This window comes from bacterium, from assembly GCA_031082185.1.
Taxonomy (GTDB): Bacteria; Sysuimicrobiota; Sysuimicrobiia; order Sysuimicrobiales; family Humicultoraceae; genus VGFA01.
This window is the reverse complement of record JAVHLI010000011.1, coordinates 33,069-58,457: the sequence shown is the minus strand read 5'-3', so window position 1 is coordinate 58,457 and position 25,389 is coordinate 33,069. Positions and strand designations below refer to the sequence as shown.

Genomic DNA, 25,389 nt, shown 5'->3' with positions numbered 1-25,389 from the left:
CGATCCTACTGGTGACGGAGCGCCTCAATCGGATCCAGCATCGCCGCCCGCCGCGCCGGATAGAGCCCGAAGAAGACTCCCACCGCCACGGCGAATGAGAACGCCAGCACGATGGCCTGCGTCGAGATCAGCGTCGCCCATCCCGCGAGTTGCGTGATGAGTTTCGAGCCTAGGATGCCGAACGCGATCCCGATCAGGCCTCCGGTTACGCCGACGGTCACCGACTCAACGAGAAACTGCAGCAGGATGTCGGCCCGCCGCGCGCCCACCGCCTTGCGGATGCCGATCTCGCGCGTGCGCTCTGTCACCGACACCAGCATGATGTTCATAATGCCGATCCCGCCGACAATCAGCGCCACAGCCGCGACGCCCCCGAGCAACAGCGTCATCGTCCGGGTGACGCCGGCGAAGGCCTGGAGGATGTCTGCCTGGCTGCGAATGGTGAAATCGTTGTCGCGGCCGGATGGAATCCTGTGACGTGTCCGCAGCAGGTCGGTGGCGGCCTGCTGGACGGCGGGCATATCGTCGGCGGTGCGCGCCTGCACCTGGATCGCTCGGACATTCGTAACCCCAAAGAGCCGGTATTGCGCGGTCGTCACCGGGACGTAAACCGCATCGTCGCGGTCGCCGAAGGGACTGGCACCCTTGGACTCCATAACGCCGATGACGGTGAACGTTACGCCGCGGATCCTAATCCTCTGACCTATGGGGTCCGACTCGGAAAAGAGCGTGGTGGCCACGGTCTTGCCCAGCAGGGCGACCTTCGATCGCCGCCGCACATCATCGTCGGTGAAGAACTCCCCCTGGGCCGGCCGGAAGTTGCGGACCTCGGGAAACGCGGGCGTGACGCCTTGGACCTGCGTGTAGGTGTTCTGGTTCCCGAAGACGACCTGCGCCTGCCTGGAGATCTCGGCGCTCACACCCGTCACGCCCGGCACGTCCCGGGCAATCGCGTCGGCGTCATCGAGGGTCAGCGTCTGCACCTGGCCGGTGGCAGCCACTCCGCCCTGCTGGGCAAAAGACGCCATGACCGTAAGCAGGTTACTGCCCAGCGCCTGGATCTGCTGCGTAGTGGCCTGGCGGGCGCCCTGCCCGATGGAGACCATAGCGATCACGGAGGCGACGCCGATGATCACCCCGAGCATGGTGAGCAGGGAGCGCAGGGGGTTGCCCCTGATCGCGCGCACCGCGATTCGGAAGCTCGCCGAGAGGCTCATGATCGAACTCCTCCAAGAGCGACTGCCCGCCCACGCACCGGCTCGTCGCTGATGATCCGGCCGTCGCGGAACTGCACGAATCTCCCTGCGCGGGCGGCGATATCGGCCTCGTGCGTAACCAGCACGATCGTCTTCCCCTGGCGCGAGAGGCGTTCGAGTATCGCCATGACCTCGCCCGCCGTCGCCGAGTCGAGGTTTCCGGTCGGCTCGTCGGCTAGGATGATCGGCGCCTCCGTCACCAAGGCGCGGGCAATGGCCACGCGCTGCTGCTCACCACCCGACAGTTGCGTGGGCAGGTGTTCGGCCCTATCGCGCAGCCCTACGGCATCCAGCGCCGCCAGGGCCTTTTCGCGGCGGTTGGGCACGCCGGCGTAGACCAACGGCAGCTCGACGTTCTCGATCGCGGGCGTCCGGGACAGCAGGTTGTAAGACTGAAAGACAAACCCCAATCGCCGGTTGCGCAACCTGGCCAGGGCGGTGTCGTCGAGGGTGGTCACATCGGCCCCGTCCAGGGAGTAGGTCCCTGAGGTCGGCCGGTCCAGGCAGCCCAGGATGTTCATGCACGTGGACTTACCTGAGCCGCTGGGGCCCATGATCGCCACGAACTCGCCCGATTCGATGGTGATGGAAACGCCGCGCAGGGCGCGCACTTCGACCCCATCCATGTGATAAGTCTTATCAACGTCGCGCATCTGAATGAGCGCCATGGTCGGCCTCCTACCTTGCACTGCCCGGCCCACCGCCCGGCCCGCTGCCCGGCCGGATCTGGGGCTGGAACGGATTGACCGGCTGCTGTGCAGGCGTCTGGCCTGACGTCCCGCTCGCCTGCCCCAGGTAGATGGTCTGGCCCTCCTGGAGGCCCTTGACGATCTCCACCTTACGACCGTCGGTCGCGCCCGTCTCGACGACCACGGGCACCAGGGTCTCGCCCTGCACGAGCTGAACGATCTCGGCGTCCTTCCCGCGGACCGCCTCCCCGGGCACCAGTAGGACATCCCGGCGCTCGGTAATTATGAACTCGCCATCCGCGGACATCCCAAGCCGAAGCAACTGACCGGGATTCTCAACAGTCACGATCACGTAGAACTGCGTAACGTTCTGGATGACCGAGGCCTGGGGTGCAATCCGGGTCACCCTGCCGTTGAAAGTACGCTCGGGCAGCGCGTCAACGGTGATCCGTACCGGTATGCCGGTGCGGATCTGGGCGATGTCCGACTCGTCCACGGCGATCTCTGCCTGTATTACCCTGGTGTCGGCGAGGGTCATCAGCAGGGTGCCCCCGCTCGACACGCCACCTATGACGGTCTGGCCGACCTGGACTTCCAGACGGGCGACGATGCCGTCAATGGGGGCCGTCACCCGCATCTCACCGGACCGCTCGAGGGCCTGGGCGACGTCGGCCCCCCTGCTGCGGGAGTCGGCCTCCGCAGCGACCACGGCGGCGGCCAGCACGCCTTCCTGCGCCCGAGCGGCGCGGGCGCTGGCCAGTGCGGATTCGGCCTCCCTCACCTGGGCCTGCACCACCGCAATGTCTTGAGGAGTGCTGCCGGCCTGCACCTCGTTCAGCCTCGCCTGTGCCGACCGGACCTGCGCGAGCGCCACTTCGTGCTGGTTCTGAGCCTGGTCAATGTTCTGGCGGGCCACCAACCCCTGGCTGTGGAGATCGCGGGTGCGCTCCAGGTTGCGTTGGGCCAGGTCGGCGGCCAACTGCGCCTGCGTCAGGGTCGCCTTCGCCTGCTCGATCCCCTCGGGCCGCGATCCCGCCATCACGAGCGCCAGACGTGCACGGGCGGTCCCAAGCGCGGCCTCGGCCTGCGCAACGCGGGCGATGTCCTGCGCGCGCGTGGCATCCAGCTGCTGCCGCGCCTGATTGAGCTTCGCCTGGGACGCGGCCAGTTGCGCCAGCGCGGTCTCGTAGCCCGCCCGGGCGTCGGAGTCGTCAATTGCCGCCAGCAACTGTCCCTTGGTGACGCTGTCGCCTTCCTGCACCCTGATGTCTGTAACCGTACCTGTAGCGCGCGAGCGGACCTCAACCTGCGCGTAGGGCCGAAGCGTGCCGCTGGCGGTGACACTGGCGGTCAGCGTCCCGCGCGCCACGCGGGCAGTCCGCATTGTTTCGGTGGCCGGTTGGGCAGTACTCCGTGAGCGCTGGAACCAGACACCGGCTGCCACCGTGGCAATGATTAGTGTCGCGACGACAACTCGCTTGCGCAGCATGATGGACACCTCCAGAGCCATCGTAGGAAGCCAGCATGGGAATACGATTGGAGATAGATGGGGATTCTCTAAGAATCACGCCGGCATGGCTCTTCCAATCATATTCCAATCTTCCGGGGCTAGATTTATGATTGGGACGGTGGCGTGACACGATGCACATCCTGATCGTAGAGGACGACCAGCGGTTGGGGCGCCTGCTCCAGCGCGTGCTGACAGAGGAGCGCCACGCGGTTGACCTGGCGCACTCGGGCGAACGCGGACTGGATCTCGCGCTGAGCGGCGGGTATGACCTGGTCGTCCTCGACCTGATGCTACCGGACCTCGACGGCGTCGAGGTGTGCCGGCGCCTGCGGGCAGAGGGAATCGGGACGCCCGTTCTGATGCTGACGGCGCGCGGGACGGTGGAGGATCGGGTCGCCGGGCTGAACGCCGGGGCAGACGACTACCTTGTCAAACCTTTCGCGATGGCGGAGCTGCTGGCGCGGGTCAACGCCCTCCTGCGCCGTCGCGACCGCCCGGCCGAGATCCCCACCGTGATCGAGGTAGCCGACCTCACCCTCGATCTCCTGCGCCGCGAGGTGCGCCGGGACGGTAGGGTGATCGAGCTGACCCCGAAAGAGTTCGCCCTCCTTGAGTACCTGATGCGGAACTCAGGAACGGCACTCTCCCGGACCCAGATCATAGACCATGTCTGGCGATACGACATGGACGCGGTCTCTAATGTGGTTGACATCTACATCCACTATCTGCGGGGCAAGATAGATCGGAACTCAAAGCGCCCGTTGATCAAGACCGTGCGCGGCGTCGGGTACAAGATCGGAGCGTAGCGTTGCCCATGCGTGCCGTCCGCCCTCCCGAACCCGGAGCCGCGTTCCTGCGGGGCCTGCGCCGAGGGCTGACCGCGTGGTACAGCGCGGTGCTGGTCGCAACGCTGGTCGTCTCAGGTCTGGTTCTGTACCTCGGACTGCGGGATCAGCTCATGAGGCCGGTCGCAGAACAGCTGAGCGCCAGCGCCGACTTCACCGCCCACCGGTGGCAGCAGTCGCCGGCAGAGGCCTGCGCACCGCCGGCATTCGGCAGAAGCGGCTACCCGCGCGCGTCTCCAGGCACACCGCCTCCTCCTCCTCGCCTGCCCGGACGGCCGCCGATCTACATTGCCTGCATGGACCGGCAGGGGAGCATCCTCGGCTCGATGAGCTTCCCAGGAAGTGAGACCGATCCTCTGCCCCAGGCCTTCCTCAACCCGTCGCTCCTGGGGGACGCATTGGCCAATGGGAAGGCCAGTGACGTGGTGGACGGAGGTGAGGAGGCCGGACCGATCTATCGCGTCGCCATCACCGTCTCGAACCCCACCTCAGGCGGGGTGCTGGGCGTTGTGCAGGTGGGTCGTTCCATTGCCCAGCAGACGAGCGCGCTGCGGCTCCTGCGCGACCTGCTGTTTGCCCTCGGCGTGCTGGCCGTGCTGATCGCCACGATTGGCGGGGTGCTCCTTGCCAACCGGGCCCTAGCACCGGCTCAGATCGCGCTTGCCCGCCAGCAGACCTTCATATCGGACGCGTCGCACGAGCTGCGCACCCCCTTGACTCTCATCCGAGCAAATGCCGAAGTACTGCTCCGGCATCGGGACCGGCCCGACCCGGGCGACTCGGGACTAGTTGAGGACATCGTGGCCGAGACCGAGCACATGGAACGTCTGACCACCAACTTGCTGACACTCGCCCGGCTCGACGCCGGACAGTTCCATCTTGAGCGCGAGCCGGTAGACCTCAGAGAGGTGGCCGAAAGCGTCGTGCGCCGGCTCGCACCGCTGGCGCGGGAGAAGGACGTCGCCGTCCGCGAAGACTACGGTACAGGGACGCGCCTCCTCGGCGACCGGCAGGCCCTGGAGCAGGCGGCCGTAATCCTGCTAGAGAATGCCATCAAGTTCACGCCGCCGAGAGGGACGGTCACCCTCCGAACCGGCGCGGGTGACGGCCTGGTCAGCCTCATCGTCGAGGACACCGGCATCGGAATCAGCAAGGAGCACCTCCCACGCCTGGGAGATCGCTTCTATCGTGTGGACCCTGCCCGCTCCCGGGATGCGGGTGGCGCAGGTCTCGGCCTTGCGATTGCGTTTGGGATCGCTGCGGCTCACGGGGGGACGGTACAGATCTCCAGCACGCCCAAGCAGGGCACGCGGGCGACGTTGCGGCTGCCTACTTGGAAGGATTCCGGCGGCGACCCTTGGGCTGCGAAAACTGCTTGACGAACTTCGCCGCGCGCGGTGAGGTCCGCGTCGGGCTGCGATAGGCTGCTTGGAGAATCCTGCTGGTGTCCGAGGGCGAGAAGGTAATCTGAGAAAGCCCTCCGCCGCCGGACGGAGCGACGGTCCCCCCGGTGATCCCGCACGCCGCTTGGAGCTCGCGGCTGAGCCCCTCAACAAGCGGCTGGGTGCCCACCAGCGTGAGGGTGCGCGGCACCCCCGGCACCCGCGGCGCCCGCGCCCCTTTGCCGCCGAACGGCGGGCAGCGCCGGCTTCCCTCGAGATACCCTCTGACGAAATCCGGCCATAGCGCCGACGGGATGAACTCGATGGGAATCGAGCCGTCTTCGGTTGAGGTGCCGATCCCCCACTGGAGGAGCACCTCGGCGAGCGAGCGGTCGCGAACGTATGCCTGGCGCCCGTCGAGGCTGCTCTCGGCAAACTCACACCGGGGATGGCCGATGACCAGATCTGCCATAAGCGTCTGGATGTGGGCCACGTCGTCCGGGTGAATCGCCAGGATCAAAGTTGACAGGTTGTTCTGGCCGAAGACCCGGCCGCTGGCGGCGATGTAGCCCAGCCAGTAGACCTGCACGGCGGCATTCGGCGGCAGCTCGGCCCCCCGCAACTCGAAGGGACTCAGCAGCGCGCAGGTCTTCCCGCTGGAGCGCAGGAATCCCTGGACGGTAACCGCGGGCAGGTCGTGCTTCACCGCTATGTCCGCGGCACTCGTGCCGGCCTCGCGATCGGCGTGAATGCGGTAGATCGTCTTGGGATCGTACCTGGGGCGTGGTCTCGGGAACATTCTCACTGGGAACATTATATCACTTTCGCTCCGCCGCCAGCAGGCAAATTGGGCCGGGACCGTGAATCGTCCCTGCCGAGGGCCATCCCTTGCGCACCGTCGAGCAGGCAATGACCACGAACGTGGTCACCATCGGGCAGGACCGCGCTGTCGGCGAGGCTGTTACACTCATGCTTGACCGCGACGTGAGCGTCCTCCCCGTGGTCAGCAAGGAGCGCTTAGTCGGCGTCGTCGCGATGCGGGATCTCCTCCGCGCCCCGCCCTACCGGCTGGTCAGCGAGGTGATGTCCCGAGAACCTCCTGCCGCACGCCCCGGAACGAACCTGGCCGCCGCTTTCGACCTGATGGACAAACGGCAGATCGGCTACCTTCCGGTCCTGGACGACGACCGTCTGGTCGGTCTCATCACGCGGGAGGACATCCTCAAGGCGCTGGGGCGCCCGGTGGACCCGCTGACGGAGCTTCCATGGGGGACCACCGTCCGCGATAGGGCAATCGAGTACCTGCGGGACGGACTCGAGATCACCATCCTCTTCCTCGATCTCGACGACTTCCGGTCGGTCAACAGGCGGTTCGGACACGCGGTGGGTGATCGTTGCATCCGGACGGTCGCCGAGGCGCTGCTCGCCACAGTGGACTCCGATCGCGACCTGCTCTGCCGGTACGGCGGCGACGAGTTCGCCATCCTGACCACACGACCGCAGGAAGAGGCGCAGGCGCTGGGCCTCAGGGCCCTTGAGGCCATCTGTGGGCTGCAATTGCCCGGGGTACCGCCGGGATTCACCCTGGGGGCAAGCATGGGCATCGCCGGTGGGAAGCGGACGACGGAGCGGCAGGACGTCCACTTCGCGGCGACGGTGGACGATCTCATCACCATCGCGAGCCGGCAGTCCACGCAGGCCAAGAGTGAGAAGATCCTGGCTGCGGGCGAATCTGCCGGGGGGCGAGTGTTGCCAGAACCGCGCCTGCAACTCCGGCGGGTCAACCTGTCCGCCGGGGACGGCAACGCAACGGTCATCGTCGAGTTGGGTCTGGGATCCGATCGCTATATCGGCGAGACCACAGGGCCGGACATGGGCTCGGTCCCGCTGCGGCTGCTGGCGGAATCCACGCTGGCGGCGGTGAACCAGGCGCTGCGCGGCGGGTGGCGGACGGCTGTGGAGGAGGTCCACGCTCTCCACATCCCCGCTGGCACGGCACTGGCTGTGACCGCCCTGCTGGGCGGGCCGGGCCAGCCCACCGAGCGCCTCATCGGCTGCGCGGCGGCGGAAAGCGACCTCGGGCAGGGCGTCGTACGGGCGACGCTGCTGGCGGTCAACCGCCGGCTGGGTCACCTGTTGGAGTGACAGCCTCGAGTCCGAAGAAGGACTACGGTAAGTAGCGGGCCATCTGCTACAATGCTGACGCGGGCCCGTAGCTCAGTGGATAGAGCAGGGGACTCCTAAGCCTCTGGTCGGGGGTTCGATTCCCTCCGGGCCCGCCAAAGCAAGCACAGTAAGGGTTTCCTCAGCGAAGCCCCGCGCCTTTCTACTTCAGCTGTGGCTTTGCCTCGGTGATGAACTTGTCTACAGCCTCAAGAGTGACCTTGCCGATCAACTGCCCGTCGAAGTTATCCACGCTGATGGATCCCCACCACGGCCCGACCCAAATCGACACGCTGGACTGCTGCTTCTTCACCTCGGCCTTGGGCTCGCCCACGAACTGCCCCGTAGCCACGTTCAGCACCTTGCCCCGTAGGGTGACAGCCGCGGTGATCGTGTAAGCGCAGCCGACAATCGGAAGGCAGCCGCCCTGGTGTTGCTGATCAAAGGCCGTCACTTCCCCCATGATCACATAGTCGGCCTCAAGGCTCTTTGCCACCTTCTGCGCCTCTTCCCAGTCGATGAATCCCACCGTCTCCACCTTGGCCGCCTGCAACGCCTCCCGGACCCGATCACGAGGAAGCACTCGAAGCACCTGATCGTCACGGAGTTTGGAGATTACCCGGGTAGTGACGACCTCTCGGGTGCTCGACCAACCTCCAACTCGGTCACCGAAGTCCACCACCACAATGGTTCTCCGGGGCGCCTGTGCCTGACTTAGTGGGGCCGCCAGTCCCAGAACGAGACCGACCAAACATAGCGCTGCCAGCAACCGGACCATCTTCATTTCCTCCCCCATAGACAAACTGCCGTCTCCAGCAGCAATGAGCACTGACGTCTGCGACGAGGCCGAGGCGCAGGACTGCGCCGGCCTCAGGGAATCACTACCTTACGCCGAAGTACACCACCCGCCTGTCCGACATGTTTACGGCCGGGTCATAGCCTGCGTATACTCCGGCCCATGATAGATTCGGAAGATCATACAGGAGAGTCATGCTCACCCGGTAGTTGCTCCCGAGTTCCGCCTTGAGCCTGTCCAGCGGGTCGCCCACCCGAACGCCCCCAGGGGTGGCGAAATTAGGACTCGTGGTCTGTATCTCGTTGATCGGACTCCTTTCGTCCTTTGCGAATGCGGAGACTCGGGGGCTCAGACGGAACGTGTTTCCATGCACATCCCAAGACCAGAAAACTCCGCTCGGCGTCGCGGCACCGCTTCGCGTCCACCTCCCGGCATTCTGCACGGCTTGGTCAATCGTCATATCCAGGGCAATCATCCCTATGCTTGCGCCGGGGCGAATCAACGTAGGGGACATCGTACCGGCGGGCCGGACGGACGGAGGAGACGGCTGTGGTGCCGGCGGAGGTGTTGGCTGAGGGCCGGGGGGGGCTGCGCGCTCGGGGAACTCCTAGGCGCCGGGATGGCTACAGCGGTCAATTGGGTCAAGAGGGTGCGCGCGAGATTCGACGCCACCGCGAAATTCACCAGGGCGGCTTCTCTCAGAGAGGACACAGCGACGCCAACCACCTCGCCCCGTCGATTCAAAACAGGGCCGCCGCTATTCCCTGGGTTCATCGCTGCGTCGAGTTGAATGTAGCCCTGGGCTGGGCGCAACGCGCTAACGATGCCTCGGGTCACCGTGGCCGTTTCCTATCCCAGGGCACTGGCCCTGGGATAGCCAATCACGATCACTTCCTGCCCCTGCTGGACGCCGTCAGAGTCTCCGAATGTCAGTACCGGGAAGCCACTTCCATCAACCTTCAGTATCGCCACGTCAAAGAGCGCGCTGAATCGAACGATGATGGCGGGGAGAACCCTTCCGTCCGGAATCTGAATAGATATGCGACTAGCGTCCTCGATGACATGTCGGTTGGTAACGATATACCCACTCGGGTCGATGAAGAAGCCGCTCCCAGAGAACCTTCCCCGGTCTGTTTCGACCATGATGAAGACTACGGCCGGCCTAGCACGAGCGACAATCTCCTCATACTGGGCCCGGAGTTCAGGCAGAGGCAGCACAAGAAGTATCCCAACAATGAACAGTGCCGTAGCCACAACTGCGGTGCGCCCGTTCATCTCTTCAGACACCCCCGTGAAAGCGGCCCGATTCACACGGATCTAGCTATGGTCAACTATCCGAGGGCTTAGGTTCTCCCGGTCGAGGGTGTGATCCTGCTGTTGCGGATGGGACGATCGAGGGGTGTGCACTGCGGGCCTGCCAGGACTGATTCCCAGCAGGCTTCGGGCATCTCGTGGCGCCCCGGCACCTCCCCAAGCGTCTCCCAGAGACCGCGGATAACAGGACCTGGAGAGACCTGCCGCGAACGGGGTTCCTCGGACGCAACTCCAGCGCAAGAAGATGCCGGAGGAAGTGGTGACTATGAAACCAACCGCGGTACCAGAACTGATCCTGAAGCGGCGGAGCATCCGGGCTTACACCGATGCCCCCGTGACCGAGGACCAGGTCAGGGCTCTGCTCCAGGCCGCCATGGCCGCGCCGTCGGCCAACGATGTCCGCCCATGGGCATTCATCGTGGTCCGCGACCCGGAACGGCGCCGCGCGCTGGCCCAGACTCATCGGTGGGCCTCCATGTGTGACGGCTCACCGGTGGTCATCGTGGTACTCGGCGATCCCGCCGCGTCCGACCACTGGGTCGAAGACTGCAGCGCGGCCACTGAGAACCTGCTCCTGGCGGCCGTTGGGCTCGGTCTGGGGACGGTGTGGGTAGCGGTCTACCCTCGCGAGCAGCGCGAGGCCTATGTGCGCGATGAACTGGGCATTCCTGACCGACTGCGGGTGCTGTGCGTGGTGCCGGTCGGCCATCCGGCCGAAACGAAGCCCCCTCGCACCCGGTACGACGAGAGCAGGGTGCATCACGAGTCCTTCGGGAACCAGACCTGATCCTGGCCTGAGTCACAGCGGTTGCAGTTTCCGGTTGACCGTTGCTCCCTAGCTTCGTATAGTTGTATAGAAGTATATATGAACCACGAGGGTGGGCTGGAACGGCAATGGCTACCTCGACCCATCTGATCGCCGCATACCTCCGCATCGAACAAGACATCAGGATGCTCATAGACTCGGGGGCCTTCCGCTCCGGGGATCAAATCCCTACTGAGGACGAGCTGTGCAACAGGTACGGTGTAGCCAAGATGACCGTGCGGCAGGGGCTCAGCAGACTGGTCGCCAGCGGGGTCCTCATTCGGCGCAGGGGCATCGGCACGTTCGTGGCCGCCCCGAAGATCGAGCGCGCCGGCAATCGGCTGTTGGGCTTCGAGGAGGACGCCCGGGCCCACGGCGTGGCGCCGTCCACCGAGGTATTGGCCAGGAACTGGGCGGATGCGACGCCTGACGAGGCCGAGACCCTCGGGCTGAGCCCTGACGCCCAGGTCTTCCGCATCGACCGCCTACGCCGGACGGACGGAGAGCCAATAGCCCTCAACACTATCCTCCTTCCTCCCGTCGTCGGCCGTCTGCTGGAACACCTGGACTTCGGGCGGTCCCTCTACGCCCTGGCGGCGGAGGCCCTGGGGCAGTCCGTTGCGTACGCGGATCAGCGCGTGGAAGCCGTAACGGCCAACCGGAATCAGGCGGCGCTGCTCAGTGTCGCCGATGGGAGCGCGCTGTTGAGAGTCCAGCGGGTCACCTACCTCAGCGATGGCCGGCTGCTGGGGTTGACGCGCAGTCACTACCGGGGAGATCGGTACTTCATAGCGCTCAGGATTGAGCGTTGAGTTGAGAGGAGGAACCCATGCATAGAGTCCTGCCCCTGTTCATCGCCGCCGTACTGGCGGTGCTGCTGGTGATGCCCTCGGGCGCGCAGCCGCGCGTCCCCGCCGAAGTGGATGCCTGGCTGAAGCAGGCGAACCTTGGGCCCTACGCGCCGTCCAAGGAGGACTGGAGGGCGGTCTATCTGGCCGCCCGGCGCGAGGGGAAGGTGACGGTGTACACGAGTTCGTCCCGGGTGCCCCCGCTGAAGAAGGAGTTCGAGACAATGTTCCCCGGGGTCGAGTTCGAGGCGTTCCAACTGGGGACCGCGGCGTCGATAGACCGCCTTGAGCGCGAGCAGCGCGCGGGCATCTATAACGCCGACGTAATCCACGCGTCGGGCTACGCGGCGCAGTACCACCGGCTCTTCAGACGCCACATGATCTTCGCTTTCGTGCCGCCGGAGCTCGTGAAGGTGATTCCACGGGAGTTCCGCGAGCCGCTCGTCGCGCAGCGGCTGGAGGCGCGGGGAATCTTCTACAACACCAAGGTATCGCCCGACTCGCCTATCAAATCGTGGTGGGACCTCACCCGGCCCGAGTGGCGCGGACGCCTCTCGATGGTTGACCCGATGGTGGACGCCTCATCACTGGACTTCATCACGCAGCTCGTCGGTAGCGCCCTGCCGATGGCAAAGGACTACGAGCGAGTGTTCGGGCAGCGGCTCCGCCTGACAACTCCGAACGCCGGCTATGAACTCCTGAAGGGCATCCTGGCCAACCGGCCTCGGTTCTTCCGGCGCCACGGGGATGCACTCCCGGTGGTCGGCGATCCCAATGCCACGGAGCCCCGCATAGGCATCTCGATGGTGTTCTCTCAGCTCCGCGACGTGAAGGACCCGGAGCGCGGCAACCTGCAGGCCTGGGCGGTGACCCAGCTTACACCGTACGCCGGCATGTCCTACCCGAGTCTCATGAACATCGCCAATCGGGCGCCGCACCCGAACGCGGCCAAGCTGCTGATCCGGTACTTCTTCGGCGATGCGAAAGGCGGCCAGGGAATGGCGCCGTTCTTGGTGCCCGGCAACTGGCCGGCGCGTATTGACGTGCGCCCGTCGGACGATCCCCACTGGATCCCATACGAGAAGATCAACTTCAAGATCATGGATCCTGAGGCGATCTGGAGAGTCCAGACCGAGGTTCAGGACTGGTGGATCGCGAACGTCCGGTAGCCCTTGCAGCGGTGAGGGCCGCGCGGTGGGCTGGGCGGCGGTTTGTGTCTCCGCAGTCCTTGCTCGCGGCCCTCCTGCTCGTCGTCCTGGCCTACCTGGTTGTCGCGCCGCTCTTCGCGGTCGTGACGACCTCACTGACCTGGCAGAGCGGAGACACCCGGTTCGCCGGCCCCGACATCGAGGTGGGGCGCTTCACGCTCTTCCACTGGCAGCGCGTGCTGAACAGCGAGCTCACCCGTAATCTGATTGTCCTGCCCATGATGCGGACGTTGACCGTGGCCCTGGGCGTCATGGTGATCGTAACAGTGGTCGGCGGGGCTCTCGCCTGGCTGGTGGTCCGCACCGATGTTGCGTTCAAGGGCGCCATCGCCACGCTTGCCGTGCTGCCCTATGTCCTGCCATCATGGACCATCGCGCTGGCGTGGTTGACGCTCTTCCGGAACCAGGGCGTGGGGGCGCCCAGGGGATTCCTGGAGTACGCGCTGGGATGGCAGGCGCCGGAGTGGCTGGTGTACGGCGGCGTGCCCATTGTCATCGCTCTGGGCATCCACTACTTCCCCTTTGGGTACCTGTTCCTCTCGGGCGCCCTGAAGAACCTCAACACCGAGCTTGAGGAATCGGCGGACGTGCTGGGCCTGAGCCGCTGGCAGACCCTCACCAGGATCACGTTCCCCATAGTCATGCCGGCGATCCTCTCGGTGCTCCTGCTGGCCTTCGCCCGCAGCATCGGGACGTTTGGGACGCCCGCGATCCTCGGCCTGCCGGCCCGTTACTATGTGGTTGCCACACAGATCTACTCTCTGAACCTGACAGGGCGCGCAAGCCAGGCCTACGTCGTGGCGCTCGCGCTAATGGCCATCGCAGCGGTCGGCCTCTACATCAACTTCAAGGTTCTTGGCACCCGCAAATCGTTCGACCTGGTCTCGGGCAAGGGCGGACGCTCCCGCATCGTATCCTTGGGGCGGTGGCGCATCCCGACCGGGGCGGCCGTACTGCTGTTCCTGATCGCGGTGGCCCTGTTTCCGCTCCTGCTGCTGTTCTGGTCGAGCCTGATGGCGAACCAGGGCGACTACAGTCTGGGCAACCTGTCGCTGCGACACTGGATCGGCGCCGGCACACCTGGCATCAACGATGGCGAGCCAGGCGTGCTGCGAAACCCACTGAATCTGACCGCGATGTGGAACAGCATCCGGCTGGGACTGCTCGGCGGGGTGGTCTGCGGTATCCTCGGCCTGCTGATCGGCTATCTCGTGGCAAGGGTGCGCGGCAGTCTCGTTGTGCGCCTGATCGAACAGGTATCGTTTGTGCCGATGTTGATTCCCTCAATCGCATTCGGGGCCATCTACCTCTCGCTGTTCGCGCGGGGCGGCCTCCTGGCGCCCGCGCTCTATGGGACGTTCGCTCTACTGCTGCTCGTCACCGTGGGGAAGCAGCTCCCGTACGCCGCCCGCGCCGGGATCAGTGCCCAGATGCAGGTTTCCAAGGAACTTGAAGAGGCGGCAAGCGTCCTGAGCATACCCTGGCACATGCGGTTCGCGCGGATCCTGTTCCCGCTCACCCGGCCGGCATTCCTGGCGGGTGCTCTGATCGTGTTCATAACCACCATGCGGGAACTCTCCCTGTACATCATGCTGGTCACGCCCCGGATCCGCCTGATGGCCACCCAGGCCTTCTGGTACACCGAGGTTGGCTTCCGGCAGCTTGCCGACGCCTTCACGGTCATGCTGGTCGTGGTCATCCTCGTGGTGACGGGACTCGTGAACCTGCTGAACCGGCTGTCCGGCGGAAGGGTTAGGAGCGTGTCATGAGGATCGCGGTTCGAAACCTGACCAAGCGCTGGGGATCCGTCACCGCGGTTGACGACGTGACGCTGGAGTTTGACTCCGGAGGGTTCACCACCCTCCTGGGCCCGTCGGGTTGCGGCAAGACAACCATGCTGCGCATGATCGCCGGGCTCGAGGAAGCCAACGCCGGTGAGATCCGGATGGACGATCGCCCTGTGTTCTCGTCCGCCGAGATGATCAACGTGCCGCCCGGGGGGCGAAGCCTGGGGCTCGTCTTCCAGTCTTACGCGCTGTGGCCCCATATGACGGTCTTCCAGAACATCGCGCTGGGCCTTGCCCATCGCGGAGCGCGCGGGAACGATCTCGCGCGGCGCGTCCGAGAGGCCCTTGAGCGCGTCCGCCTCCACGGGATGGAGGGACGCTACCCCTCTGAGCTGTCGGGCGGGCAGCAGCAGCGCGTGGCAATCGCCCGCATGATCGCCGTGGAACCTGCCATCCTGCTGCTCGACGAGCCGCTCTCCAACCTCGACGCCAAACTCCGGCTGGAGATGCGCGCCGAGCTCAAGCGCCTGCACCACGACCTGGGCATGACCGTCGTCTACGTGACGCACGACCAGATCGAGGCGCTCACGCTGTCCACGAAGGTCGCCGTCATGGACCACGGCCACGTCCTGCAGTACGACGAGCCCGATGTCGTGTACCGCTCGCCGGCGACGCGGTTCGTCGCCGAGTTCACGGCCAACCCAGTGATGAACTTCCTCGACGTGGAGGTGACCGAGCAGGGGACCGTGACCGTACCGGGCGCCTTTGCCCTTTCCTCGAACGGCCCGATACAGCGGCCTGGGCGCTATCTGCTCGCCGTCCGTCCCGAGGATTGCCGGGTCTTTGAGAACGCGATGCCGGGGGCGGTGCCCTTCCGCGTGTACGCCGATCTCTCGGCCGGGCCGGATCAGTTCCTGCAGGTGCGTTCCAACGGTGTCCAGTTGACCGTGCGGACCGAGCGGCGCATCCGGGTGAGCTCGGACCAGGAAGTCCACATCGCGTTTGTCGGCGAGCACTTCCACTTCTTTGATGCGGGCACCGGCGAGAGGATGGCATGGTGAGCACCGTCGCGCTTGACGGGGTCCGGCAGTTCATGTTCGACCTCGACGGATGCATCTGGTACGGCGGGTTGCCGGCTCCAGGAGCGGTCGCGCTCATCTCCGCGCTGCGGACGGCGGGCCGCGGCGTATTCTTCCTCTCGAACGTCTCCGGCGCGACGGCGTCTGCCCTGTCCGTCAGGCTGAGCGAGGCCGGGATCAAGACCAACCCGGAGGCGGTCATGGGGCCGCTCAGCGTCCTTCCCAGGCATCCGCGCCTCCGCGACCGGCCGCCGGTGCTGGTTCTCGGCACCGACGCCGTGCGTGCGGTGCTCAAACAGGCGAACGTGCCTGTGGTCAAAGATCCCATGGCGGCACGCGTCGTGATCGTCGGGCGCGACCCACGCATGACCTACGGCGACCTGGCGACGGCGGTCCGGGCACTCGATCAAGGCGCGGCGCTCCTGGCCTTGAATCTCGACCGCCGGGTGCCCTCGACGAACGGGGTCTTCGTGCCCGGCGTGGGAGCCATCGTCGCGGCGCTCACGGCCGCATCGGGAACGCAGCCTGAGGTCGTGGGTAAGCCGTCGGCGTTCTTCTTCACGGAAGCCATCAGGCACTTCGGGATCCACGCCTCGGAGACCGTGATGGTGGGCGACTCGCTCGATTCCGACGTGGCCGGAGGGATGCGTGTCGGCCTGCGCACGGTGCTCGTCGGGACAGGCGTCGGCGGCCCACAGCCGGGCGTCCATCCGGACCTGCACGTGCGGGATCTGGACGAGCTGCGCCGGCTGCTGATTCCAGACTGACGCGGCTCCCCCGCCCTCCTACACGGTGCGTTCTGTCTTGCGGCTTGCCCCTGCGCTACTTCGCGCCGGTCCCCCGCTTCTTCAGCCAGTCGCGCAGTTCGTCAACCTCTATCTTGTTGGCGCGCAATACGTCCTTGAGCTGCTTGGATGGCGGCGTGTCAGCGGGCAGATTGAACGCGGCATAGATATCGGCGACCGGGATACGAAAGGCCCTCGAGACCTCGGCAAATGTCATCGACCCCCTGACGTCGTCTGCGTTCATTGAATTCACTTCTACCGCGATCTGCCTGCTGGGGCCGGCGGCCCTGCGGCTGGTGCTCCACAACCCGCCCGCCTTGGCGCCGTAGATGACCCCCAGGAACAGAACCACCGCCAGGATTCCGTAAATGTACGGGTTCAGACGCATAGTATCCTCGCTCCCTTCCTCGTCACTACTGCAAGACCGCCGGCTTTGCCCACGGCCAGCGCAGGACGAGGTCCAGCGCGCCAGCACGCGGACAGGCGCCCACGCACTTCAGGCAGTCGTTGCAGTCCACGGCCGTAACCCGGGTCGCCGTCGCCAAGGGCAGGTTCATCGGGCACGTGACACCACAGATGGAACAATCCTTGCAGTAAGTGCCGGTGCGCTCGATCTTCACCGGCGCCAGTTTGCCCACCAGCCCGACGATCGGGGAGAGCGGGCACAGGTACTTGCACCAAGGCCGCTCCATGAAGAACGAAAGGACCACAGTGGAGATCAGGATGATCAGGCCGGGGCCGAGGGTTGCTTCGTTGATGTTCAGGGCCGTGATGTAGGGATCGTACGGCCGGAAGACCATGCGCGCAGCCACGATCGTGCCGTAGAGGAAGTAGGCGAGCACCAGGTACTTGCCCCACCGAAGATAGCGGTCAACCGCCTCAAGGCCCCTGGTATGCGCCTTGAGGGTCTTCGCAAGTCTGGCCACCGGCCTGAAACGACGCTCGAAGAACCGTGTTATGCCGGTCAGCGCCTCCTGGAGCGTCCCGAAGGGACAGATCCAGCCACAAAACGAGGACTTGAGGGCCAGAGATCCAAGCAGCACGGCGCCCAGTACGATCAGGTTGGATGGGGCGGCATGATTGATGTACTTGCCTGTGGTCACCCACCTGTAGAGTGTCTCGATCCCGCCGAAGGGGCAGTAGGCTTCGGGCGGAGGTGTGGAGGCGAAGGCGCCCCCTGCTGCCAGCGCTCGCTGGACCGCCATGTTGACGACCGTCGCCAGGAACCCCGCCTGCACGAGATGCCGGGCGTTTTGAACATTCCAGTAGGCGGCGGGACCCTTGGGCCTGCGCTTGACTGCTCCGAGTTGCACTCCCATCTCGGTGCTCCCTTCCAGCCGGGATGACCGTCCGCCCCGTGTGCGGCTGCTACTTGCAGTGCTCGAGCACACCATCCAACCGCTGCTTGGCCTCATCTCGCATCACGGTCAAGGCCGCGACGATGTCGGCCTCCTTGACGGTCTTGAGGAGTTGCTCGTACATCGCCACCTTCTCGTTCTCGATCTTACTTGCCAGGCGGCAGGCATCCCTGAACGATGCGGGGGCCGCAACCTTGGCTGGGTCAGGCACCGGGGGCATGACCAAACCGTAATTGTCGAAGAGGGGCTTCAGATTCGCGTCAATGTACTCAGGGACGCAGCGCACCCAGCTGGAGAACGGCTTCTTGTTGGCGACCTTCTTGACAATCGCCTGGTAGATTGCCAGCGCTTTGTACTCGGATGTTGCGGCGTCGGTGAGGACCTGGCGGGCCACGGCGCTTATGGGTGCAGCGGCGGCCGTTGCGGCGGCCGCGATGCCTGCAATCAGCGCCAGAGCCAGTACAAATCCACCCAACCGCTGCTGCCATCGGGTCCTTGCACGAGTTGTGCTCACGATCATGCCTCCTCTGCTTTCAGTAAGTCTCGGTATGTTTGCTGCAAGGATTGCCCCGGCGGGACAGAGGCGGTCCGCCCCGCCGGGCGGTGCGGCTCGGGGTCAGCGCCCCGTGCCGGACCGGTGCCCCCTGCCGTCCCGCATCTGGCCGCCTTGCGAACAATCGTCGTGCTGCTGGCTTGCGCCTGACCGGTTGCCCATCCCAAAGCGGGGACCGGCCTGTAGTAGCGCGTCTGCCTGGGCCTTGGTGATCTTGCCCGAGGCCAGCGCCTGGTTGACCGCGAACTTTCGGGCGTTGACCACGGCCGTCTGTACGGTCTGCAGCGGCACGTTCTTGGCCCCTGCCAGATACGCCAAGGTCTTGCCGGCGGCCCGTTCCTTGGCAAGGTCGGCCTGGGTCATCTTCAGAACCCTGGCCGCGGCCGCTTGCGTGGCCGTCTCAATTGCCTTGTGGACGTCGGCGGGAATCGTCGTCGCTACGCCGGCACCCGGACCGGTCCCCCACCTGGGCCCAGCGGCGATGGCAGGGGCTACCGACACAACCAGCAGCGCCAGGACGACCCCGGCGGCTGTCAACATCGTTCTCATCGCTCTTCCCTCCTCGTTGCCCGTTCCGGGCCCTCTGGTCGGGCCCGGCGGGCGTGTTGTTCAAGGATAAGAGTAGAACCGGTGGATGAAGAGCGCGTAAGGCGAATGTGAAGCTTAGGTGAGGAGTTTGGGCGGTCCAAGCAATGCTCCGGTAAGCAGCAGGAGGGGCGCAGGCTCAACCCCCGCGCCCCTCTTGTGCGCCTATGCAATAATGCTGGCTAACGCTACTACCTGCCTCGAGGCGCCCCTTCCGAAGGGCCGCCCGGCGCACCGGAGGGTTTGTCCGGGTTGCCCTCGCCAACTCTCTTCATGGCCTCCGCTGTGATCCTTTGACAAATCCTCAACATCTCCATCGCCCTCTCGAGGGCGCCGTGAGCCTCACCGGCCGCCTCTCTCCTGACAATCCCCAGGGCCTCCATGTGCCTGTGTGTCGCCCGGTAGACGGTCCTGACCGCGTTGTCTTCATTCTCGGATCGCTGCATGGCGCGCACCTGGTTCATTATCTGGTGCATCGCAGCTACGTACTGCTGGACGCGCATGCGCACGAGCGCCGGATCACCGCTCTGAACGGCGGTTCGGATAAGCGCGATTAGCCCGTCGGCCTGCTGGAGCTGGTTCTGCAACGCTACCCCAGGGTCAGTCATCTGGTTCGCCATGATCTGGCCTGGGAGTACCGCAATGAACGCAACTGCCAGCACGCCTGCGATTGTGCCTATTCGGAACATCGTTCCATTCCTCCCTTTGTGCAGATTGTACAGACTGCTGTGCTGCATGGACTGCCTAGTTGGGTCGTGCCTGAGCCCAATATAGGTGACGGATGGCTTCGGACATCTTGACCACCGCAACGGCAACTTCCGCGGCCTGGTAATACCGGCCGGCCTCAAAGTGCGCCTCGGCCACCGCGAGGTTGCGGCGCGCCATGGTGAACAGCACCCGGGTGTCCTCGTTGGTGCGGGCTAAGGTCGCCATGTCGGGTAACCGCTCCTTCGCCTGGCGCAGCTCCCTCTCCGCCCGCTGCCCGTCCTGCTCAGCCCTGGACGGACCCTGCGGGCCAGAAGGTCCTTGTGGGCCGGATGGGCCCTGTGAGGTGTTGATTACGGCTCCATCCGAAGGCGACCCGCCCTGCGACGCGTAGGATGCCCCTACGCCGGCGGCCCCTAGGCCTGCCAGGGCAATCGCAACAATGCATAACCCGATTACAATCCGATGCATGACCTAACCCTCCGATCAGGACGGTAACATGCCGTGCTGACCACGGCATGACGAAAGATGACGGGAAGATTACGGTTCAACGGGCAGTTCGACGTGAAACGCAGTCCCTCGGCCGGGCGCGCTCTCCGCCCAGACCCTTCCGCCGTGCGCATCCACGATGCTACGCACGATGGCCAGACCTAACCCGGATCCCTCCCACGTGCGCGAATGTCGGTAGAATCGGTCGAAGATGCGCTCCAGCCGCTCCGGCGGGATCCCGGGCCCGTCGTCCCGCACTGAGAGACGCCCGGGGCAGGCCTCGATGGTGACGGTGGCCTCGGGACCCGCGTGCTTGATGGCGTTGTCCACCAGGTTGCTCAGCGCCTCGCGGAGCTGATCTTGGTCGGCCTCTGCCCACGCCGCACCGTGGTGCACGACCCGCAGCCGCTGGCCGGCAACGGAACCGAAGTCGCCCGCGACCGCTCGGGCCAGCGCCCCCAGATCGATGCGGAGCCGCCGCATCGGGACACCTGCGTCCAAAACGGCCAGTGTCACGAGCTTTCGCACCAAGAGGTCAAGCCGCTCCATCTGCTGCCGCATGGTCTGGTAGGAGGCTCGGACCCGTTCAGGATCTGCAATGACGCCTCGCTCCAGCAGCTCCAGATGGCCGCTCAAAGCGGTTAGCGGCGTCCTAATCTGGTGAGCGGCGTCGGCGGCGAAGCGATGCTGCATGGCAAACGCCCCCTCCAGGCGCTGGACCATCTCATCGAAGGACGCCGCCAACCGTCCTACCTCGTCGCGACCATGGGATAGCTCCGAGCGCCGCCCCCACTCGCCGGCGGCAATCGCCCGGCAGGTGGCTGCCAATCGTTCCAGGGGCGCGGATAGGTATCGGGCCAGCATGAGCGCCAGGACGCTGCCGGCCAGCAGGGCCGCGGCGACGGCGCCTATAACAATCCGGCGCACCAGAACAAGAGAGCGGTCTATGTCTGCGAGCGGGCGGTTGAGCTGCACGACACCGGCGACGCGCTGCGGCGCCGACACGGCAACTGCCAGCGGTATGTAGAGGGTCATCTGACGCCCGTTGCCGGTGGGCTGGACGACCGAGACGGCGCGGCCGCTCTGTGTTGCCTTCGCAACCACATCCGGGTCTGGAGGCAACGGGTCAGGGTTTTCGGAAAGGATGTTGCCGGACGCCAGGACACGCCCGGCGGCGTCGAGCACGACCGCGGTTGCCGCAGGCGTGGTCAGGTCTCGGGCCAGTTCGCGGACCAGGAGACCCAGTGGCAGACCCGTGGCTGCCAGACGGCTGGCATAGGCGTCCAGCGTGGGCTGGACCTCGACACGCAGCGTGCGCTGGGCGTGGTCGAGCAGGAACCGGTTCAGATCTCTATGATACGCGGCGCTCAGCACTACCACGATGACGCCGAGGATGAGGACGAAGGTTGCCATAATCTTCCAGCGTAGCGTCATGGCAGCCTCAGCGTGTAGCCCACACCCCGCACCGTGGCGATGATACGGTGCTCCTTGTCGCCGAGCCGTTCCCGCAGGCGGCGGATGGTTGCTTCCAGAACGTTGCTCTCGCCCTCGAAGTCAAAGCCCCAGACGCGGTCCAGCAGCTCTTCGCGAGTGAAGACGCGCCCCGGCCTACGCATCAGCGCCGTAAGCAGGTCGAACTCCCTAGGCGACAGGTCAAAGGCGCGCTCATGCCACCAGGCCTGGCGCGTCTCCGCATCCAGGACTAGGGGACCGACCTGCAGCCGGCCGACGACACTACCCGCGCGCTTGAGGACGGCGCGGACGCGCGCGGCCAGTTCGGCAAAGTTGAAGGGCTTCGTTACGTAGTCGTCGGCACCGACGGAAAACCCGGCAACCTTGTCCTGGACCTCCCCCCGCGCCGTCACCATGATGATGGGCAGATCGTAGGCCCCACGGATCCGGCGCGCCAGATCGAGCCCGTCGACATCCGGCAGCGTCAGGTCGAGAAGGACCAGGTCGTACCCTTCATCGAGGGGCGCGAGATCGCCGCGTGGCTCCAGGCGTACTTCGTGCCCCTCGTGCTGCAGGGCGACCTTCAGCAGGTCCGCGATGGTGGGGTCGTCCTCGATGATGAAGATGCGGGCCATGACTTCTCCTGCTCCACCTATGCCCAAAACCGGCGGTTCGCTGCACGGGGAAACAGGCCTGACCCGATGACGCTAAGCCGCCCCACCGCCGGCACAGCCCCATCTTACTGCCGACCGATACCATCCGCCGAAGGTCGGAGCCGCCAACCGGCCATTGGTGTGATGTGCGGAAAGCGTGGAAGCAGTGTAATGGGGTCAGGAAGAAATTCAGAACCACAAACTCAAGGAGGAAACGAAAATGAAGAAGACCCTGATTGCCCTGGTAACGGGAGTTGCGCTCATCGCGGGATCCGCGTACTGGCTGCCGACAGAAGCTCGCTTCGCCCAGACCGACGACCAGTACCTGCCCACCGAGGCCAGGTTCGCCGAGATCGACGACCAGTACCTGCCGACCGAAGCTAGGTTCGCCGAGATCGACGACCAGTACCTGCCGACCGAAGCCCGGTTCGCCGAGATCGACGACCAGTGGCTGCCGACTGAGGCCAGGTTCGCCGAGATCGACGACCAGTACCTGCCGACCGAGGCCCGGTTCGCCTAGTCGAGTAGCACCAACGAATCACATGTGGGGCAGGCGGTCACACCGCCTGCCCCACATGGTTTCCTGGAGCGCAAACCGCAGGGAGACTATCCGCCCGGGTGGTCCCTCTACTTCTGCGCGAGGCCGATGATCTTGACCAGCACCCGCTTGCGGCGCTGCCCGTCGAACTCGGCGTAGAAGACTTCCTGCCAGGGTCCCAAATCCAGGTCTCCACCGGTGATCGGAACGATCACCTGATGATGCAGCAGAAGGCTCTTGAGGTGGGCGTCGGCGTTGTCCTCGCCGGTTCTGTGATGGAGGTAGTCCGACCGGAAGGGTGCGAGATGGTCGAGCAACCCCATCATGTCCTGCATGATTCCGGTCTCATGATCGTTCACGTACACCGCGGCGGTGATGTGCATCGCGCTGATCAGGGCGAACCCATCGCGCACCCCGCTGTCCGTGACGGCCTTACGCAACCGATCCGTCAGGCGGACAATCGCCCGGCTCTCTTTGGTCTGAAGCCATAGGTACAGCGTGTAGCTGCGGAAAGACCCGCCCGTAGACTGCGAGACCTCCTCCTGCTTGAGGCTCTCCCGGAAAGAGGCGTCTATCTCGACGGTGCGTCCCTGACTGGTTATGCGCTGAGCCATGATCCGCTCGCCCCCCTAGACCTACCCCTAGACCTATCTAGGCTCTCACTTCGGCGGCCGCGGTGATGGTCCTGGGGACGAATGGGGTGAGCCATTCAGGTGCGCCATGATGGCGACGCCGGCCTGTTGGACGTGATGGCGCATCGCCGCCTCGGCGGCGGCGGGGTCTTTGGCCTTCACAGCCCGCACGATCGCCTTGTGCTCCTGCAGGGACACCGGCAGGCGACCGGGTAGTTGCGCGGAGGTGCTGATCAGCAGCCGGATCTGCCCGTTGAACGACTCCGCCACCCTGGATAGCCGCGCGTTCCCCGATGCCTCGCGCAGACACCGGTGGAACGCGAGATCCAGGTCGCCGTAGCCCTCAACATCCCCGGCCTGAACGCGCGCCTGCTGCCGGACCAGCAGGCGCTCGAGCTGTGCGCGGCACCGCTCGCCCCCCTGCCGCGCAGCAAGAGCCGCGGCCAGCCCTTCCATGATCTCGCGCAGCGCGTACAGCTCCTCGATGTCGTGCGGCGTGATGGTTGGGACGCGGTATCCCCTGTGGGGAACGGCTACCACGAGCCCCTCGCGCTCGAGGGCCGCCAGCGCCTCTTTGACCGGCGTGGGGGAGAGGCCCAGGTCCTCGGCCAGAACGCGGACTACCAGCTTCTGCCCGGCAGGCAGGCGCCGGCCCAGTATGGCCGAGCGGAGTACCCGGTAGGCCTCACGCGATAGGGTCGTGCGCGAGAGGGCCGCGCGTCCGACACGCAGGTGGGCTACCCGCATACTTTTAGTATACGCGCGGGGTATTGACCGGTCAATATTTTGGATTTAGAATCCAATCATAGCTGGGCACGACCCGCCCGAGAAGGCCCGAAAAGGCCCTAGTGTAGTGCGTCGTAAATAACTATACAATCACGGCGGTTCGTGCTATGGTCTTGGTACCATGTGGAAACCAGCCAAAGCTCTGGCCGTTGCCCCTGAAGATCGTGCCCTCCTGGAAGGCCTGGTGCGTGGTCGCAACACCCCCCAGAAAGTGGCTCTCCGTGCCCGGATCGTGCTGGGCGCTGCTGAAGGCCAGTCGAACGCGGGTCTGGCCAAGCAGTTGGGCGTCACGCGGCCGACGGTCCTGGTGTGGCGTCGGCGGTATGCAAAGGCGGGGGTTGCGGGCCTGCTCAAAGATGCGCCCCGGCCGGGCCGCCGAAAGCGGATCGGGGCCCAGAAGGTGGCGGCCATCGTGAATGCCACCCTGCACACCACCCCGCGGGCTGCGACGCATTGGAGTACGCGGAGTATGGCGCGTGCGCAGGGGGTGAGCGAGGCCACCGTGCGGCGCATCTGGCACGCGCACGGCCTGCAGCCGCATCGCACCGAGACCTTCAAGTTGAGTCGCGATCCCCACTTCGTCCGCAAGCTGCGGGATGTGGTCGGGCTGTACCTCAACCCGCCCGATAAGGCGCTGGTGCTGTGCGTGGACGAGAAAAGCCAGATCCAGGCCCTGGATCGGACGCAGCCGAGTCTGCCGCTGCGGCCGGGAATCCCGGCGCGCCAGACCCCTGACTACGTCCGCCATGGGACCACGACCCTGTTTGCGGCCCTCAACGTCCTGGACGGGACGGTGATCGGCCACTGCCAGCCGCGGCATCGGCACATGGAATTCCTGGCCTTCCTGGAGCGGGTGGACCGGATGGTTCCGCGCCGACGCGAGATTCACCTGATCCTGGACAACTACGGCACGCACAAGCATCCGCGGGTGCAGGCGTGGTTCGCCGCGCGCCCCCGCTACCATCTACACTTCACTCCCACGGGGTCGTCGTGGCTCAATCTGGTGGATCGCTGGTTTGCCGAGATCACCCGCAAGCGCATCCGGCGCGGCGCGTTCCGCAGCGTCCGCGAATTGGAGCGGGCCATCTACCAGTACCTGCGGGAAAACAACAAGCACCCCCGTCCGTTCATCTGGACGGCTACAGCATCGACGATCATGCGCAAGATCAAG

At 65.4% G+C, this 25,389-nt stretch carries 26 protein-coding genes, 1 tRNA gene and 2 pseudogenes; 12 read left to right on the top strand and 17 right to left on the bottom strand.

Features of this window, described 5'->3' with window-relative positions:
- Positions 1-5 precede the first annotated feature (5 nt).
- From RDU83_10695 to RDU83_10685, 3 genes are read right to left on the bottom strand one after another with little or no spacing between them, the layout of a single operon-like run.
- Positions 6-1,217, bottom strand: coding sequence for an ABC transporter permease (locus RDU83_10695; protein MDQ7841478.1), 1,212 nt, complete (start codon positions 1,215-1,217; stop codon positions 6-8).
- Positions 1,214-1,924 (bottom strand): ABC transporter ATP-binding protein, encoded by a 711-nt coding sequence (locus RDU83_10690; protein ID MDQ7841477.1) that lies wholly within the window; start codon positions 1,922-1,924, stop codon positions 1,214-1,216. Before RDU83_10690 ends, RDU83_10695 begins: the two co-directional genes overlap by 4 nt.
- A 10-nt stretch (positions 1,925-1,934) precedes the next feature.
- Positions 1,935-3,434, bottom strand: a complete 1,500-nt coding sequence (locus tag RDU83_10685; protein ID MDQ7841476.1) for an efflux RND transporter periplasmic adaptor subunit — start codon at positions 3,432-3,434, stop codon at positions 1,935-1,937.
- A gap of 152 nt (positions 3,435-3,586) precedes the next feature.
- On the opposite strand from RDU83_10685, the gene RDU83_10680 reads away from it, so the two are divergent.
- Both RDU83_10680 and RDU83_10675 read left to right on the top strand, forming a co-directional pair.
- Positions 3,587-4,261, top strand: a complete 675-nt coding sequence (locus tag RDU83_10680; GenBank protein ID MDQ7841475.1) for a response regulator transcription factor — start codon at positions 3,587-3,589, stop codon at positions 4,259-4,261.
- Between the two features lie 8 nt (positions 4,262-4,269).
- A complete protein-coding gene (locus tag RDU83_10675; protein MDQ7841474.1) occupies positions 4,270-5,679 on the top strand; it encodes an ATP-binding protein in 1,410 nt (469 codons plus the stop codon).
- Here RDU83_10675 and RDU83_10670 read toward each other — a convergent pair.
- Positions 5,630-6,481, bottom strand: a complete 852-nt coding sequence (locus RDU83_10670) for a hypothetical protein (GenBank protein MDQ7841473.1) — start codon at positions 6,479-6,481, stop codon at positions 5,630-5,632. The genes RDU83_10675 and RDU83_10670 overlap by 50 nt on opposite strands.
- Before the next feature lie 89 nt (positions 6,482-6,570).
- Here RDU83_10670 and RDU83_10665 point away from each other — a divergent pair, with 89 nt between their 5' ends.
- Both RDU83_10665 and RDU83_10660 read left to right on the top strand, forming a co-directional pair.
- Positions 6,571-7,827 carry a CBS domain-containing protein gene (locus tag RDU83_10665; protein MDQ7841472.1) on the top strand — a complete coding sequence of 419 codons (1,257 nt, stop codon included), beginning with the start codon at positions 6,571-6,573 and terminating at the stop codon, positions 7,825-7,827.
- Between the two features lie 61 nt (positions 7,828-7,888).
- A tRNA-Arg gene (locus tag RDU83_10660) sits at positions 7,889-7,964 on the top strand.
- Positions 7,965-8,008: 44 nt separating this feature from the next.
- Here RDU83_10660 and RDU83_10655 read toward each other — a convergent pair.
- From RDU83_10655 to RDU83_10645, 3 genes and pseudogenes are all read right to left on the bottom strand, one after another.
- Complete coding sequence (locus RDU83_10655; GenBank protein ID MDQ7841471.1) at positions 8,009-8,629, bottom strand: CsgG/HfaB family protein; 621 nt, start codon at positions 8,627-8,629, stop codon at positions 8,009-8,011.
- A gap of 97 nt (positions 8,630-8,726) precedes the next feature.
- Positions 8,727-9,116 (bottom strand): hypothetical protein, encoded by a 390-nt coding sequence (locus tag RDU83_10650; GenBank protein ID MDQ7841470.1) that lies wholly within the window; start codon positions 9,114-9,116, stop codon positions 8,727-8,729.
- 23 nt (positions 9,117-9,139) lie between these two features.
- Positions 9,140-9,784, bottom strand: a pseudogene (locus RDU83_10645) (trypsin-like peptidase domain-containing protein).
- A gap of 436 nt (positions 9,785-10,220) precedes the next feature.
- On the opposite strand from RDU83_10645, the gene RDU83_10640 reads away from it, so the two are divergent.
- The 6 genes from RDU83_10640 (at position 10,221) to RDU83_10615 (ending at position 16,449) form a co-directional block, all read left to right on the top strand.
- Positions 10,221-10,742, top strand: coding sequence for a nitroreductase family protein (locus RDU83_10640; protein ID MDQ7841469.1), 522 nt, complete (start codon positions 10,221-10,223; stop codon positions 10,740-10,742).
- A 107-nt stretch (positions 10,743-10,849) separates the two neighbouring features.
- Positions 10,850-11,572: a GntR family transcriptional regulator gene (locus RDU83_10635; protein ID MDQ7841468.1), complete on the top strand. Its 723-nt coding sequence runs from the start codon at positions 10,850-10,852 to the stop codon at positions 11,570-11,572.
- 17 nt (positions 11,573-11,589) lie between these two features.
- Positions 11,590-12,777: a substrate-binding domain-containing protein gene (locus RDU83_10630; GenBank protein MDQ7841467.1), complete on the top strand. Its 1,188-nt coding sequence runs from the start codon at positions 11,590-11,592 to the stop codon at positions 12,775-12,777.
- Positions 12,756-14,585, top strand: a complete 1,830-nt coding sequence (locus RDU83_10625) for an iron ABC transporter permease (GenBank protein MDQ7841466.1) — start codon at positions 12,756-12,758, stop codon at positions 14,583-14,585. The genes RDU83_10630 and RDU83_10625 overlap by 22 nt, the downstream gene beginning before the upstream one ends.
- Positions 14,582-15,664, top strand: a complete 1,083-nt coding sequence (locus RDU83_10620) for an ABC transporter ATP-binding protein (protein ID MDQ7841465.1) — start codon at positions 14,582-14,584, stop codon at positions 15,662-15,664. The genes RDU83_10625 and RDU83_10620 overlap by 4 nt, the downstream gene beginning before the upstream one ends.
- On the top strand, positions 15,661-16,449 hold the full coding sequence (locus RDU83_10615) for an HAD-IIA family hydrolase (protein MDQ7841464.1): 789 nt from the start codon (positions 15,661-15,663) through the stop codon (positions 16,447-16,449). Before RDU83_10620 ends, RDU83_10615 begins: the two co-directional genes overlap by 4 nt.
- A gap of 55 nt (positions 16,450-16,504) precedes the next feature.
- On the opposite strand, the gene RDU83_10610 is transcribed toward RDU83_10615, so the two are convergent.
- From RDU83_10610 to RDU83_10575, 8 genes are all read right to left on the bottom strand, one after another.
- Positions 16,505-16,855 (bottom strand): hypothetical protein, encoded by a 351-nt coding sequence (locus RDU83_10610; GenBank protein MDQ7841463.1) that lies wholly within the window; start codon positions 16,853-16,855, stop codon positions 16,505-16,507.
- Positions 16,856-16,880: 25 nt separating this feature from the next.
- Positions 16,881-17,786, bottom strand: coding sequence for a 4Fe-4S binding protein (locus tag RDU83_10605; GenBank protein ID MDQ7841462.1), 906 nt, complete (start codon positions 17,784-17,786; stop codon positions 16,881-16,883).
- 49 nt (positions 17,787-17,835) lie between these two features.
- Positions 17,836-18,339: a hypothetical protein gene (locus RDU83_10600; protein ID MDQ7841461.1), complete on the bottom strand. Its 504-nt coding sequence runs from the start codon at positions 18,337-18,339 to the stop codon at positions 17,836-17,838.
- A gap of 102 nt (positions 18,340-18,441) precedes the next feature.
- A complete protein-coding gene (locus RDU83_10595; protein ID MDQ7841460.1) occupies positions 18,442-18,927 on the bottom strand; it encodes a hypothetical protein in 486 nt (161 codons plus the stop codon).
- 227 nt (positions 18,928-19,154) lie between these two features.
- Positions 19,155-19,652, bottom strand: coding sequence for a hypothetical protein (locus tag RDU83_10590; protein ID MDQ7841459.1), 498 nt, complete (start codon positions 19,650-19,652; stop codon positions 19,155-19,157).
- A 55-nt stretch (positions 19,653-19,707) separates the two neighbouring features.
- Positions 19,708-20,139: a hypothetical protein gene (locus tag RDU83_10585; GenBank protein MDQ7841458.1), complete on the bottom strand. Its 432-nt coding sequence runs from the start codon at positions 20,137-20,139 to the stop codon at positions 19,708-19,710.
- Positions 20,140-20,208: 69 nt separating this feature from the next.
- Positions 20,209-21,591: a HAMP domain-containing sensor histidine kinase gene (locus RDU83_10580; protein MDQ7841457.1), complete on the bottom strand. Its 1,383-nt coding sequence runs from the start codon at positions 21,589-21,591 to the stop codon at positions 20,209-20,211.
- Positions 21,588-22,244 (bottom strand): response regulator transcription factor, encoded by a 657-nt coding sequence (locus RDU83_10575; GenBank protein MDQ7841456.1) that lies wholly within the window; start codon positions 22,242-22,244, stop codon positions 21,588-21,590. Before RDU83_10575 ends, RDU83_10580 begins: the two co-directional genes overlap by 4 nt.
- 238 nt (positions 22,245-22,482) lie before the next feature.
- Here RDU83_10575 and RDU83_10570 point away from each other — a divergent pair, with 238 nt between their 5' ends.
- Positions 22,483-22,782 (top strand): hypothetical protein, encoded by a 300-nt coding sequence (locus RDU83_10570; GenBank protein MDQ7841455.1) that lies wholly within the window; start codon positions 22,483-22,485, stop codon positions 22,780-22,782.
- A 107-nt stretch (positions 22,783-22,889) separates the two neighbouring features.
- Here RDU83_10570 and RDU83_10565 read toward each other — a convergent pair whose 3' ends face one another.
- The gene (locus tag RDU83_10565; GenBank protein ID MDQ7841454.1) at positions 22,890-23,414 is read right to left on the bottom strand and encodes a secondary thiamine-phosphate synthase enzyme YjbQ; all 525 of its coding nucleotides are present in this window, start codon (positions 23,412-23,414) and stop codon (positions 22,890-22,892) included.
- 45 nt (positions 23,415-23,459) lie between these two features.
- A complete protein-coding gene (locus tag RDU83_10560; protein MDQ7841453.1) occupies positions 23,460-24,179 on the bottom strand; it encodes a GntR family transcriptional regulator in 720 nt (239 codons plus the stop codon).
- A gap of 160 nt (positions 24,180-24,339) precedes the next feature.
- Between RDU83_10560 and RDU83_10555 the strand changes: the two are divergent.
- Positions 24,340-25,389 (top strand): annotated as a pseudogene (locus tag RDU83_10555) (IS630 family transposase).